Below are 14105 nucleotides of genomic sequence, written 5' to 3'. Positions count from 1 at the left end.
TTTTCAGAGCCCTGTTACTTGTTACTGAGCCTGGAGCAACGTGTTCATCATGCTCTGCACTACCGACATGACGTGGGCGTTGGCGGCATAGGCATTCTGAAGTTGGATCAGGTTCGACATCTCCGAGTCCAGGTTGACCTTGGAGGTCGAGTCGAACTTGGCCTGGAGCGTCGAGACCACGACGCTCTGGCCCTGCTGAAGCTGGGTGGCCTGGGTCGCGGCATTGGCCTGCACGCTCAGGAACTGCTGGAGAAAGTTCGAGACGCTGCCGGTGAACGGCTGGCTCGCCGAGCCGAGGCCGCTCTGCGGCGAATAGGAGAACACTGCATTGGTGAGCTGCGAGTAGAGATAGTCCGAACGCGTGGTGTCTCCCGCGGGCGTCACCGGCGAAGTATTGTAGACCGACATCCGGGTGGGATCGGTCACCAGTTGCGTGTTCACGGCGATGCGCCCGGCAAGACCGGTCATCTGCGAGCCCGATGCCGTGATCGCGCCGGTATAGAACGCCTGCCCGCCGTCGGTGAACAGCGGCAGCTGCGGATTGCCCGAGGTCAGCGATGACATCGTCTTGCTGGTCGAAGCCGAACCGACCTTGGCAAGCCCGGTATTGTCGTCGGTCACCCGCAGCGTCGTGGCGGTCGCCGGCGACGGGGCGGCGGAGAATGACAGGTGCGAGCCCGACAGCGCGGTGTTGAGCGCGGAGGCAATCGCGCCCATGCCGCCGGCGAAGTCGACGCCGATCCGCATCGGGTTGGCGTTGGTCGCGTTCTGGAGCGGCAGCGCGGCCGGGTCGGTCACGTTGACCAGCGTGATCTGGCGCTGCGTGTTGGTCGCGGTGTCCGTATAGGTGATGTTGACCGTGTTGCCCGGCAGCGCACCGGCGAGCTCGAGGTCGAAGCCGGCCGGCGGGCCGGAGACCGTGCTGCCCGCCGTGGTCTTGTCGGACAGCGCGCTCGCCATCGTGGCGGCGAGCTGGTCGATCTGGTTCTGCGCCTGCACCAGAATCTCGTCCCGCAGCTTCAGGTCCGCCGCGATCTGGCCGGACGAGACCACGTTGTTGGCGACGACATCGACCTGCGAGCCGTTCGGCAGCTTGATGTTGAAGGCGCCGACGCCGGACTTGGCAGGGTCGATGTTGTATTGCGACGTCGCCGTCAGCGTGCCGGCGGAGGCAAAGGAGAATTCCGAGGCGAGCCCGGCGCCGACCAGCTGAATGCCGGTCGTCGTATAGATGTTGGCCTGGTTCGAGTTGTCGGTGGTGACGCGGACGTCGACATATTTCGACAGCGTGTTGATGGCCTGGTCGCGCTGGTCCATCAGCGTTGCGGCCGAGGGATCGTTGGCCGACAGGCCCTGGAGCCTGGTGTTGATGTCGGCGATCTGCTTCATGGCCGCATTGGCGGCCTGCGCCGAGTTGCCGAGATCCTGCTCGACGTTGGAGCGCAGCGACTGGATGCCCTTGGTGGTCACGTTGAGCTGCGTCGCGAGCGCCTGCGCCGCTCCGAGCGCGACCGTCTGCGCCGACGATGCACCCGAGCTGGTCGACAGCGCCTGCAGCGCCGTGGTGAATTTGTTCAGCGCGCTTTCGAGCGTGCCGGAATTGCCGGGCGTGCCGTAGACATTCTGAAGCTGCTTCAGGATGTTGGCCATCTGATCGGCGTAGCCGCTGCCGCCGGTCTCGGTCCGCAGCTGGTTCTGCACGTAGGTGTCGAGCAGGCGGCTGACGCCGGTGGTCATCGCCGTCGAGCCGAACTCGCCGGTGGTGACCTCGATCTGGTTCGGGGTCTGGACGACGTAACCCGGCGTCTGCGCATTCGCGACGTTCGAGGAGACGATCGAGAGCGCGGCCTGGTTGGCACGCAGACCGCTCATCGCACTGGCGAGGGCTGAACTCAAACCCATATCACTGGCCCGCCTTTGGTTGCCTCACGCGCCGATCAGCGCAACACGTTCAGGAGATCCTGCACCATCGAATTCGCGGTCGTGATCACCTTGGTGTTGGCCGAATAGGCCTGCTGCGTCACGATCAGCTTGGTGAATTCGTCGGCGATGTCGGTGTTGGATCCCTCCAGCGACGAGCCGCTGATGGTGCCCGACGCGCCGTCGATGGCGTCGCCCGACTGCTCGGTCGCGGCATAGGCGCCGCCGTCCATCGCCTTCAGGTAGTTGGTGCCGTTGAAGTGCGAGAGCTGCACCTGGGCGAGGTTGAGGTTCTGGCCGTTGGAGAAGGTGCCGACCACGACGCCGTTGTTGTTGACGGCGACCGAGCGGAGCTGGCCGGCGGCATAGCCGTTCTGCGTGATGGTGTTGATGGTCACCGCGCCGCTGGTGCTGGCATATTGCGTCAGCCCGCCCGAGGAGATGTTGAAGGCGACCGAGCCGAGCGACTGGCCGCTGACGGTGACGTTGTTGATGGTGATGCCCGAGCCGCTCGGCGAGGTCAGCGAGCCGTCGGCGGCAAAGGTGAAGGTCTGACCGGTGTTGACCCAGCCGACGGTCGTGCCGGTCGCGTTCGGATCGGTCTGGTAGAACAGGTTCCAGCTGTCCGAATGGCCCGCGCCGAGCGAGGCGCTGTCGGTCTTGGCCCAGCGCAGTTGCAGGTTCACCGGGGTGCCGGCGGCGTTGTAGGCGGTCACCGCGCCGCCGCTGATCGATTCCTTGGTGAAGGTGGCGATGTCGTTGCCGATCACGCCGCCGGTGCCGGCCGTGCCGCCACCCTCACGATTCCGGGTGATCGTCGAGGTGAAGCCGAGCGCCGAGAAGGCGGCGCTGTTGGAGCTGGAGACCGTCAGGTTCGAGACGGTGCCGGTGTTGAGCGTGATCACACCGCCGCTGCTGACCGACGACCCCGAGGCGCCGGAAAGCCCATCGATCTTGCCGAGCAGGGTCGTGACGTTGTCGGTGACGTTGATCTGGTTCGGTCCCGAAGCACCCGAGGCCATGAAGGTCAGCGTCTGGCCGTTGACGGTGATGGTGTCGCCTGCGGAGAAGCCGGATGTGAGCACCTGGGCGCCGCCGGCGGTCGCGCTGCCGCTCAGCACGGTCGCGCCGGAGATCGCGGGCGACGACAGCACGTTGCCGCCACGGGTCACGCTGCTGATGCCGAGCGCGGTCGCGGCCGTGCCGCTGCCGATCGCAACGTCCGTGCCGGTGCCGGTCGCGATCTGGATATTGCCGCTGACCGAGAGCGAGGCGGTGACGCCGGCGCCGCCGGCGGTCTGGATCGCGTTCAGGATGTCAGCCACCGTCGCCGTGGTGCCCGCACCGAGGCCGATCGTGGTGTTGCTGCCGACGGTCGAGACCGTGGTGCCGCCGTTGAAGGTGATGGTGTTGCCGTTGACGGTCAGCGTCTGGCCGCTGAGCGCGGTCAGGATGCTGGAGGCCAGATGCGTGCCGGCGGCATTGTCCAGCGACGTGGTCGTCGAGGCGACCGCCGAGGAATTGTTCTGGAGCGCGACGGTGCCGGTGGCCGACGTCGAGGAATAGGCCGAGCGGATGTTGCCCGTCGCAGCCGCGCCCGACACGGTCGCATTGGCATAGGGCGCCGGCGGCGTGCCGACCGGCAGCGGGTTGGCGGCGAAATCGGACGGGTTCAGGCCGCCGGCCGCGAGCAACGTGCCGGTCGACGCCGTGGTTTTCGCCACGGTGTTCGGCTGCGTCGGCAGGTTTGCCGCGTATTGGATCGAGGTGGTTGCCTGCGCCGGAATGAAGTTGTTCTGGAATTGCAGCACGTTCGCCACGCTGCCGGTCGGGTTGCCGGTCTTCGGGTCGACCGTGACGCCCATCAGGTAATAGCCGGCGCCGTTGACCAGATTGCCGTTGGCATTGAGCTGGAAGTCGCCGCGCCGCGTGTAATAGGTGACGCCGGTGAACACCGGCACGTTGTCGACGACGCCGCTCGCCTTCTGGATCGAGAAGAAGCCGTCGCCGGTGATCGCCATGTTGGTGGCGACGGTGGAGGACGAGATCGTGCCCTGCGTGGTGATGGTGGCCTTCGCGTTGGCCTGCACGCCGCCTGCGACCTGCTTGCTCGGGACCGATGAGTCGGGAATGAGGTCGACGAAGCTGGTGCCGATGCCCTTGTAACCGGTGGTGGACGAGTTCGCGATGTTGCCGGAAATGTTCTGCAGCGCGAAGGACTGCGCCTGCAGGCCACCCACCGAGGTGTTCATTGCATCGAAGATACCCATAACTTTGTCTCCAAATCCGATCTCGGCGGCCGGTCGACCATGGCCGCAGTCGGGGGAGACCGTCGCAAGGGCTGTGCCAATGCGGGTATTCTCATGAAATCAACGACTTAATGAAAAAGCCCCGGCCTGACGACCGGGGCACAATTGCCGGGACCGGCAACAATTGCCGGGGCCTTCGGTCATTCCGGGGCGGTCCGCAGGACCGAACCCGGAATCTCGAGATCCCGGGTTCGCCGTGCGGGCGCCCCGGAATGACAAGATGGAAACCTACGTCGCCGACGCCGCCGCGGGATGGAACACCAGCCCGAAACCGTCGATGCAATAGCGCAATCCGGTCGGCTTCGGACCGTCGTCGAAAACGTGGCCGAGATGGCCGCCGCAGCGCCGGCAATGCACCTCGGTGCGAACCATGCCGTAGGCGCGGTCTTCGGTCTTGCCGACATTGCCCTCGATCGGCTGGTAGAAGCTCGGCCAGCCGGTGCCGCTCTCGAACTTGGTCTCGGACGAAAACAACGGAAGATCGCAGCCGGCGCAGGCGAAAATGCCCTTGCGGTGCTCCTTCAGCAGCGGGCTGGAGCCCGGCCGCTCGGTGCCGTGATTGCGCAGGATCTCATATTGCTGCGGCGTGAGCTGGGCGCGCCATTCAGCCTCCGTCTTCATGATCTCGAACTTTTTCGCAGTCTTCTCGCCGGCCTCGGCAGGCGTTCCCCTCAGCCAGCGGAAGGCCCCAAGGCCAAACAGGCCGGCGGCAGTCGTCAACAGGATGCGGCGGTCGAACATCTCATTCTCCGTGCGGGAGCTCCACGCCCTGAGATACGGTCTTGAACGGCTGAAGTTACACGTTCAGGCGGATTTTTTCGCGCGTATCAAGCATGATCCGGAGACGTGCGCAGCGGTTTTCCGGAAAGATCATGCGTTTAGCGCGAAACGTCGGCCTCGTGCGAGGCCGGCTCCCCCGCTTGGTCTCCCGCCGCGGGTCTCGTCGGCGGCGCCGGCCGCGGCCTGACGCCGGGCGGCGGGCGGCGCGGACCGGTGCCGGCGGCCCGATTGGCTTCGGCAAGACGCGCCTCGCGCTGCCGGTCCTTGACCCTGGCACGCTCGCGATAGCGGGCGAGTGAGCCCGCGGCGGCGGAACTCGCCCTGCTCCAGATCCCGACCAATTGGCCTGCGACCCGCCCGGTGGCGCCGCCGGCCCAGACCAGCTCGAACGGCGAGAACAGCTTCCAGCGCTCGTCGCCCCCCAGGATGCTGCGCGCGATCATCTGCCCGGCCATGGCCGAGGTGTTCATGCCCTGGCGGCCGAAGCCGCTCGCCACCCACAGGCCTTTGCGCAACTGGCCGATCTGCGGCATGCCGTGCACGGTCTGGCCAATGGCGCCGCCGAACATGTCGGCGATCTCGACATTGCCGAGCGCTGGGAAGATCGTGCGGATCCGGCGTTCGACGGCGCCCGCAAAGCGCTGCGGACGCGCGGCCCAGGTGGTCTCCGGGCTCTCCCACATCAGCCGGTCGCCGTCGACGATGCGGAAATGATCGATACCGTCGCTGTCCATCACCGACCCCTTGAAGGCGATGATCTCATGCACGCGCTCGCCGAGCGGCGCGGTGATTCCGGCATAGCGCCAGACCGGCAGCAGCGTCTCCGACAGGCGCTTCAAGGGCGCGCCGAGATGGATGTTGCCCGCGAGCACGATGTGGGTGGCGCGCAGCCGCGCCGAGGGCGTGACGATGCGTTTGCGGATGCCGGAATGATCGATGCTGACGACCGGCGTGTCCTCGAAGATGCGGGCGCCTGCCCGCCGCGCCAGCCCTGCGAGGCCGTGGACATATTTGCGGCCGTCGACCTGGAACGCCCTGGGATAATACACGCCGTGGAAATAGCGATCCGTCTTCAGCGCCTCGCGGACGCGATCGACCTGCCACCCCTCGACCTCGGTGTCGAAATCCTCGTTCAGCATCTGCAACCGGCTGATCAGCCGGTCGCCGGCATCGACGTTCGAGACCTCCAGCACGCCCTCGCTCAGGGCGATCCCCGGCATGTTCTCCTCCGTGGCGTTGGCCCGGACGAACTCGGCGCCCTCCTTCGACAGCGTCCACAATTCGCGCGCGTCCTCGAAGCCGATCCGTTCGATCAGGTCGGTGAGCGGCAGCGCAAAGCCCGGCATCACCGTGCCGAGCTGGTTGCCGGACGCGTTCCAGCCGATGTGCCGGCCCTCGAGCACGGCGACACTGGCCCCTAGCCGGGCCGCCTCCAGCGCGATGGTGAGCCCGGCCAGCCCCGCACCGATGACGCAGATGTCGGCGTCGAGGTCGAACGACAGCTGCGTGCGGTCGCGGAAGCCGGCTTCGTCCTGGGACACGCTTGTGTAAGTCTCGCTCATGCAGTTTTCTTAGAGCATGATCCGGAAAAGTGTGCAGCGGTTTTCCGAAAAGATCATGCTCGAAACAAAAATTCAAAGCGCGATGGGAATTTGCCCTAATCTCATCGCGCTTTAAAGGACCGATCGGGCGCCTGTCACCTTGTCCTCAACCGGCGCCTGTAGATTATTCTGGACGGGGAGCGATTCGAGAATGCCATGCGCCGTTTGATGTTGCTGCGTCACGCCAAGACCGAGACCGACGCGCCGAGCGGCCGTGACCAGGACCGCCGGCTCGACGAGCGCGGCCGCAGGGATGCGGCGCAGATCGGCGACTGGCTCGCCGACCATCCGCCCTTCCCCGATACCGTGCTGGTGTCGCACGCCGTCCGGGCCCGGCAGACCTGGGACATCGCCTGGGAGGCGATGAAGGACCGCGTCCCGGCGCCGCAGGTCGAGATCCTGCCGGAACTCTATGGCGCCGACCCCGCGCAGATCCTGGATTCCATTCGCACGGCAACGGCCCCGGCCGACCCGAAGCAATTGCTGCTGGTCGCCCATAATCCCGGCATGCACGAGGCCGCGCTCATGCTGATGGGCGGCGGCGATCCTGATGGCGCCAACGCGCTCGCCGACAATCTGCCCACTTCGGGACTTGCGATCTTCGACTTTGACGTCAAGGATTGGGCCGACGTGGCCTACCGCCGCGGCAAACTGGTGCTGTTCACCAGCCCCAAGCTGCTTCGATCGGGATGATCGCGACGTACCCGCAGACCGCTGACCGCAAATCTGGAGGCGCAGATGTTCAAGTCCATCCTCGTGCCCATCGACCTCGCCGACACCGATCTGGCCAAGCCGGCGATCGCGACCGCGGCAACGCTGTCGCAGACCTGGAGCGGCACGGTGCGGCTGCTCAACGTGCTGCCGATGACGCCGGTGATGCTGGCCGAATACGTGCCGGCCGATTTCGACGAGCAGCAGCGCCAGACCTCGGAAGAGGCGCTCGCCATCGTCGCACGCGAATCCGGCATCGAGCCGGGGCGGATCTCCAGCGTGGTGCGCCAGGGCGGCATCTACCACGAGATCCTGGAGGAAGCCACGCAGATGAAGGCCGATTTGATCGTGATGACCTCGCACCGGCCGGCGATGCGCACCTATTTCCTCGGCTCCAACGCCGGCCACGTCGTGCGCTACGCCAAGTGCTCGGTGCTGGTGGTGAGGCACTAGGGCTCGGAGCAAAGTCATGAACGATATCGGCGGAGACGGACCCATGAGGTCCGGTCGGTGATGCGTGAAAAGTGAAGGCGTTGGCACAGGATACCGATCAGATTCGGGATTCGCCCAGGAACCAAACCGACGACGCGCTCGTTTGGACTACCTGCAACATTTCTCATTTTTGCTCTGAGGCATCGTGCAGACCCCTATGAGGTACTGCCCGATGACCTTGCTGCAAACTCGTTTCCCTTCGCTCGTCTCCAGCTGCCTCGGCGCCGTGAGGCGATATCCCGCGCTGGCCGCCGTGACCGGGGCCGTAACGGTGATGGCGGGGGCCGCCCTCATAAATCGGCAGCTTGCCAGCAAGGCACAACGCGATAATCCACCACAGGGACGGTTCATCGAAGTCAATGGCGTACGTCTGCACTACGTGGGCGTGGCAACGGCCGCCCGCTGGTTCTCTTTCACGGCAACGGCAGCATGATCCAGGACTTCGAGTCCAGCGGCTTGATTGATCTGGCAGCTGCAAACTACCGGGTTATCGTCTTCGACCGCCCGGGATTCGGACATAGCTTGCGGCCCCGCAATGCGGTTTGGACTGCTGAGACGCAGGCAGATCTGTTCAAGGAGGCACTCGGCCGTCTGGGTGTTCAGCGCGCGATTGTGGTTGGACATTCATGGGGAGCGTCGCTCGCCGTGGCGCTGGCGATCCGGCATCCAGCGCTGGTCGAAGCATTGGTGCTGGCGTCGGGATACTATTTCCCGACCGCCCGCACCGACGCCGCGGCCTCTTTGGCACCTGCAATCCCTGGACTCGGCGATGTCATCAGTTACACCGTGTCCCCGATCTTGGGCCGGCTGATGTGGCCCGTGATGTTGCGCAAGCTATTCGGCCCGCGCGCAGTCCCCGGGAAATTCGCAGAGTTTCCCATGGCAATGGCTGTGCGGCCGGCGCAGATGCGTGCCAGTGCCGCAGAAGCGGCCTTGATGGTCCCGGCGGCCCTTATCGCTGCAAAGACCTATAGCGAGCTCAGGATGCCCACGATCATCATCGGGGGTGACGACGACCGTCTGATCGACATCGAAAAGCAATCGGTCAGGCTCCACAAAGAGATCAAGCAGAGCAAACTGCACCGGATCGCCGGCGTGGGTCATATGGTCCATCAATCTGCGACGCCCGAATTGATGGCGGCCATCGATGAAGCCGCTGCCGCGACATTGCACTAAACAATGGATGCCACGAATGCTGGCGAGCACCGCGCCCTCCGCTGCCGGACTGGCCCGACACGGCAGAATTTGGTGATGGGACGTGGCTTGGCCTTGCGGCACCCGGCATTGCGTTCGGCCGGCTGCATAGCCATCTCCTCTTCAGCGACGCCGCAGATCGGACTGTCGCAGCGATGCCGACCTGAGCCTCGAGCCGACACGTCTCATCCGGCGGCCAATTCCAGTCAGCGCAGTTGGAGCCAAGGCCTAAGCATGCAAATCCGGGTCGGCTTCGAAATGGTCTACGACTTCCCCCAGGTTACGCCATTGATTGCGATGGTCGGAACGCATTTCACGCGGGCATCCGATGTTGTCATACCGGATCACCTCATCACCTCGCCTTCCGTTCCGATCACGCCCTACCGCGACAGTTTCGGCAACTGGTGCAGCCGAATCGTTGCGCCCCCGGCCGCATGCGCCTTTCGGCCGACGGAACGGTGCGCGACAGTGGCTTGCCCGATCCGATCGTGCCTTCAGCCGCGCAGCACGCGGTCCAGGATCTTCCATCGGACACCCTGCTCTATCTGCTCGGCAGCAGGTATTGCGAGACAGATCGGCTTTCCGACATCGCTTGGAAGCTGTTCGAGAAGACGGCGCCCGGCTGGCTGCGCGTCCAGGCGATCTGCGATTTCGTCCACCATCACATCACGTTCGGATACGAGCACGCGCGGGCGACCATGACGGCGTGGGAGGTCTTCAACGAGCGGAAGGGCGTCTGCCGCGACTATGCGCATCTCGCCATCGCGTTCTGCCGCTGCATGAACATTCCAGCGCGCTACTGCACCGGCTATCTCGGCGACATCGGCATTCCGCCGCCGCACGCCCCCGGCGACTTTGCAGGTTGGTTCGAGGCCTACCTCGGCGGTCGCTGGTACACCTTCGACGCACGCAACAACACGCCGCGCATCGGCCGTGTCCTGATCGCGCAGGGCCGCGACGCGGCGGATGTTCCGATTGTTCATATTTTCGGACCAGGCGAGCTCATCAGCTTCAAGGTGTGGACCGACGAACTGGTGTGAGCTGCTCGTCGGGGACGACGGACGAGATTGATCTCGCTAATTGGCAAGGTGGGTGCTACAAGACAGGCATCACCGCGCGCTTCCTGGCTGTTATCGGTGACTGAGAGCATCGCGCTCCCGCCTCCACCCGATAGAAGGCGGTCAGATGTCCGATTTGGTCAAATTCGACATTCGTGAATGGCTCGTGCCACCTTTGCTGGTGCCTATTTTCCTCGTGCTGCTGATCGCGATCGTGGCCGTTCTCTAGTGGCAGGTCCGTTCGATTGAACCGCGCCAGAACGCAAGCGCGGCGCTTGAGCCGAGACTCGCAGACACGCGAGCCGAGACAGGAGGCGAGAATGGCAAACACAGCAATGATCAGAGATGCCTATGGCGTTCCGGCGGTTTTCACGGGTTCGAAGACAGGTCGGGACGATGCCCCCTCGTGTTCGTGAGGGTCGGCGACGAGGAGCGCAGGATGCGCTGGTCCGAATGGGATGCTTTGCCGGCCTGGACCGGCGAGCGACCCATTTGGGCGAGTAGAACCAAGTAAACATGGGGTGTTCAGCATGACAGCGGCTCGGACAGGCCCATGGACCAGAGCGCTCCTGCTGGCGGCGGCCCTGGGCACATCCACGGCCGCAGCGTTTGCAGCGGAGCCAAACTGCCGTGCGATCGAAAGCACCAGCGCCCGGCTGTCCTGTTACGATGCGGCATTTCCTCCAAAAGTAGCAAGGCCCGCCGAAGCCAGCATCGGCTCATCGTCAGGCTACAAGGATCCATTTGTTGCGGAAGAAGCCCGAATCGCCGCGAAGCTGAAAAATATTTGCCGCGGCTGCTGAGTTTCACGGATAGTTCCCGCGCGCCAACGAAATAAAGCGCTCGCTATCCCGCAGATGAAGTCGCATTGTCTCGCCACCGCCGAGCGGTCCGTAGCATCTATCGGTGGTGTGAACGCGAGTTGCGATCCCCCTTACCCCGCAGCGGAGCATGAACATCTTGGCTCGACGATCCTCAGGACCATCATCGACATTCGAATATCGCCTGGCGCAAGAGGCGGTCAACCTTCGCCAGCAGGCCGAAGGGATGCCTGCCGGCGTCCGTCGCGCGGAGCTTTTGCGAAAAGCCCGGCAGATCGATGTTGCCGGAGAGGTCAACAAGTGGCTGACCTCGCCGGGCCTATCGGCGCCGCTCTAGGGCTTCATCGCCACGGGCTGAACCGATCTCCGCCCCGTAGAGACCAACTGGTATCGGGATTTTACTCTCACCCTCCCGGGGCTGATCAGCCGCCGCCTGCGCTTCATTTCAAGCGGGCGGCGTTTTTGCTTGCGGCGGCGCCGAGGGAGCAGCACTCCATTCGGCACCGAGACCCCAATCCCTTGCGTTACCGGGCGGGCAAAACACCCAACCCCTCGGTCAATCCGCGCCCCGAAAATATTCCGCTTTACCGAAATTCGGAAATGACGTATGTGTCGCGCAACCCGGCCCAAGGAAGAGGGGCGTATCGCGATCGTCACGAACGCGGGCCGGGCGGCGGTGGACGCTGATGGCATCGGCGCGAAGGGCTTCGCAGGGCGGGCAACCGTGAGCGAAACGTCTCGCGCATGCGACCGATGCGGTCGGCGTACGGCAAAATCGTGTGGTCCTGGCGCCCGCAGGCTGGCGTCAAGTCTTTGCGGCGATGTGGCGGCCAACCGGTGCGCACATCGATCAGCCGCAAGGCGACGGGGGCAATAGTGCAACGCTCCCCGAGGAGAGCGCGACATAAGCCGTCAACCCACTGCGCAGGGAAGGCCAGGATGTCCCGGCTACACCTGTATGCCGCTGTGCAGATCTCTTATTCCAACCTCGCACAGTGGACCTCGGGTGCCAGCAGGCTCCCGGCCTTCCCTGCGCCTTCTTTCAATTGAGGGCGAAGAGATCGAGCAAAGCTCGGGCGAATGCGCCGCGAGGATGCGGGGGTGTGTCTGCGATGAAAATGCGAACTGGAAGAGCTACGCTCTCACCCCGTCATTGCGAGGAGCTCTTGCGACGAAGCAATCCAGACTGCCTCCGCCGAGGGATTCTGGATTGCTTCGCTACGCTCGCAATGACGTTGTTGAAGCACTCGCGCGTCGGACTATGGCTCTCGTGTCCCGGACGCAGCGCAGCGCCCCCGGCGATGCGAAGCATCGTCCGGCGCGGTGCGCTGCAGAGCCGGGGTCCATGTTGCAGCGAGCGCGACGGCTTCCGGGGTCCCGGCTCTCCGCAGCAACGCTTGCGCGTTGCAGCGCGTCCGGGACACGCAAGGCTCGAGCGTCGAACGGCTCAGAGATACCGCGTCAACTCGGCTTTGACCTGTCCGTAGACCGCGTCCTCGATCTGGCTGCGCGTGATCCCGATGTCGCGCAGGGCGCGGTCGTCGAGCTCGTTCAGCGTCTTGACGGCGGAGCGGCGCTCCAGGCGGTCAAACAGCGCATAGGCAGCGTGGGCGAGCGTTGCAAAAAATCCGCTCGAGGAGGATGGGCGAAAGCTCCGCCCGGCAGTTTGCGAAATCGTGGTCATTCTTCTTTCTCCGGCCTGTCGTTCCGCGCGGCGAAGCCAATGCCGTTGGCGCGGGCGCTTGTGAGCGCCTGCACCTCATTTGCCGTCGGATTGCTCTCGCTCTCCTCGGCTCAATCGCGGACCTTGATGGAACTTAAATGCTTCAGTACACTGCTCGGAGCAAGGAAAACATTGCTCTCGGTGCAATAATGTCCAAGTTCGAGTACGTGAAGCTTGCCGATGCCATTGCCTTGGATATCTCTAACGGCACGTTAAGGCCCGGCGACCGGCTGCCGCCGCAGCGCAATTTCGCCTATGACCGCGGCATCGCGGTCTCGACCGCGAGCCGGGTTTATACGGAATTGCTTCGCCGCGGCCTCGTGGTCGGCGAGGTCGGCCGCGGCACCTTCATCTCCGGCGATATCAGGCGCGAAGTCGAGACGATGAGGGAGCCGGCCGAGGCGCGGATCAATTTCGAGGTCAATTACCCGCTGCTGCCGCAGCAATGGGCGATGATCGCCAAGAGCCTGGCCGGGCTCGAGCGCGTCGATGCGCTCGAATCCGCGCTGCGCGTCTCGACCAGCACCGGCACCAGGAGCGCGCGCAATGCCGCTGCCGCCTATCTCGCGCGCAAGGATTTCGCGCCGCAGGCCGAGCAGATCGTCTTCACTGCCAACGGCAAGCAATCGCTCGCGGCGGCGCTCGCCGCGCTGGTCCCCACCGGCGGCCGCTGCGGCGTCGAGGCGCTGACCTATCCCTACGTCAAGAGCATCGCCGCGCGGCTCGGCATCACGTTGGTCCCGATCCCGATGGACGAGCTCGGCGCACGGCCCGATGCGATCCAGAAGGCGCATCGCGAGGCGCATCTGTCCGCACTGTATCTGCAGCCCATCATTCAGAACCCGCTCGGCGTCACCATGAACGCGACGCGACGCGCCGACATCATGCGTATCGCCGAAAAGCTAGACCTCACCATCATCGAGGACGCGGTCTACGGCTTCCTCGCCGACGACACGCCGCTGGCCGCGCTCGGGCCGGACCGCTGCATCGTGATCGACAGCCTGTCCAAGAAAGTCGCGCCCGGCCTCGCGCTCGGCATCCTCGTGGCGCCGCCGCGCTTGCGCGAGAGCGTGATGAGCGCCGTCCGCACCGGCGGCTGGATCGCCTCCGGCCATGCGCTTGCGGCCGGGCAGCGGCTGATGGCCGACGGCACCGTTGCCGAGCTCACGCGGCTGAAACGCATCGATGCCTCGCGCCGTCAGCAGACCGCGGCACGGTTGCTCGCCGGCTACCAGCTCGCCGCCGACCCGCGCTCCTATCATCTGTGGTTGACGCTGCCGCCGCATTGGCGCTCGCAGACCTTCGTCGCGGCCGCGGCCCGGCGCGGCATCGCCCTGACGCCGTCCTCCACCTTCGCCATCGCCCACGGCCACGCCCCGAACGCGGTGCGCCTCGCCCTCGCCCCACCCTCGCTCGAGCAGCTCGATGCCGGCCTGCGCACCATCGTGTCGCTGCTCGGCACCAAGGAAGAGGATTTTGACTCGACGGAATAGCTC

8 protein-coding genes and 2 pseudogenes are annotated in these 14105 nt (G+C 64.9%); 5 read left to right on the top strand and 5 right to left on the bottom strand.

The features are described 5' to 3' along the window. Window positions 1-21: 21 nt before the first annotated feature. The 4 genes from flgK to ACETMP_RS00865 all read right to left on the bottom strand — a co-directional run bounded on the left by flgK (window position 22) and on the right by ACETMP_RS00865 (window position 6571). Window positions 22-1902 carry a flagellar hook-associated protein FlgK gene (flgK, locus tag ACETMP_RS00880; RefSeq protein ID WP_375159569.1) on the bottom strand — a complete coding sequence of 627 codons (1881 nt, stop codon included), beginning with the start codon at window positions 1900-1902 and terminating at the stop codon, window positions 22-24. Window positions 1903-1937: 35 nt separating this feature from the next. After that, window positions 1938-4190, bottom strand: a complete 2253-nt coding sequence (locus tag ACETMP_RS00875; RefSeq protein WP_375159568.1) for a flagellar hook-basal body complex protein — start codon at window positions 4188-4190, stop codon at window positions 1938-1940. A gap of 267 nt (window positions 4191-4457) precedes the next feature. Then, window positions 4458-4970 carry a peptide-methionine (R)-S-oxide reductase MsrB gene (gene msrB, locus ACETMP_RS00870; RefSeq protein WP_375159567.1) on the bottom strand — a complete coding sequence of 171 codons (513 nt, stop codon included), beginning with the start codon at window positions 4968-4970 and terminating at the stop codon, window positions 4458-4460. Window positions 4971-5107: 137 nt separating this feature from the next. Further along, window positions 5108-6571: an NAD(P)/FAD-dependent oxidoreductase gene (locus ACETMP_RS00865; RefSeq protein ID WP_375159566.1), complete on the bottom strand. Its 1464-nt coding sequence runs from the start codon at window positions 6569-6571 to the stop codon at window positions 5108-5110. A gap of 195 nt (window positions 6572-6766) precedes the next feature. On the opposite strand from ACETMP_RS00865, the gene ACETMP_RS00860 reads away from it, so the two are divergent. The 4 genes and pseudogenes from ACETMP_RS00860 (at window position 6767) to ACETMP_RS00845 (ending at window position 10047) form a co-directional block, all read left to right on the top strand. Then, window positions 6767-7303, top strand: coding sequence for a histidine phosphatase family protein (locus ACETMP_RS00860; protein ID WP_028137495.1), 537 nt, complete (start codon window positions 6767-6769; stop codon window positions 7301-7303). 45 nt (window positions 7304-7348) lie between these two features. Continuing rightward, complete coding sequence (locus ACETMP_RS00855; protein WP_375159565.1) at window positions 7349-7774, top strand: universal stress protein; 426 nt, start codon at window positions 7349-7351, stop codon at window positions 7772-7774. A 211-nt stretch (window positions 7775-7985) separates the two neighbouring features. Further along, window positions 7986-8989, top strand: a pseudogene (locus tag ACETMP_RS00850) (alpha/beta fold hydrolase). A gap of 252 nt (window positions 8990-9241) precedes the next feature. Further along, window positions 9242-10047, top strand: a pseudogene (locus ACETMP_RS00845) (transglutaminase family protein). Between the two features lie 2286 nt (window positions 10048-12333). On the opposite strand, the gene ACETMP_RS00840 reads toward ACETMP_RS00845, so the two are convergent. Beyond that, window positions 12334-12570: a DUF1127 domain-containing protein gene (locus tag ACETMP_RS00840; RefSeq protein ID WP_375159564.1), complete on the bottom strand. Its 237-nt coding sequence runs from the start codon at window positions 12568-12570 to the stop codon at window positions 12334-12336. Window positions 12571-12758: 188 nt separating this feature from the next. On the opposite strand from ACETMP_RS00840, the gene ACETMP_RS00835 reads away from it, so the two are divergent. Continuing rightward, a complete protein-coding gene (locus ACETMP_RS00835; RefSeq protein WP_375159563.1) occupies window positions 12759-14102 on the top strand; it encodes a PLP-dependent aminotransferase family protein in 1344 nt (447 codons plus the stop codon). Window positions 14103-14105: the final 3 nt, after the last annotated feature.

Origin of the sequence: Bradyrhizobium dasycarpum (assembly GCF_042019905.1) — a bacterium.
Lineage (GTDB): Bacteria > Pseudomonadota > Alphaproteobacteria > Rhizobiales > Xanthobacteraceae > Bradyrhizobium > Bradyrhizobium japonicum_B.
The sequence above is the reverse complement of the archived record's forward strand: the minus strand, read 5'-3'. Positions and strand labels throughout refer to the sequence as shown.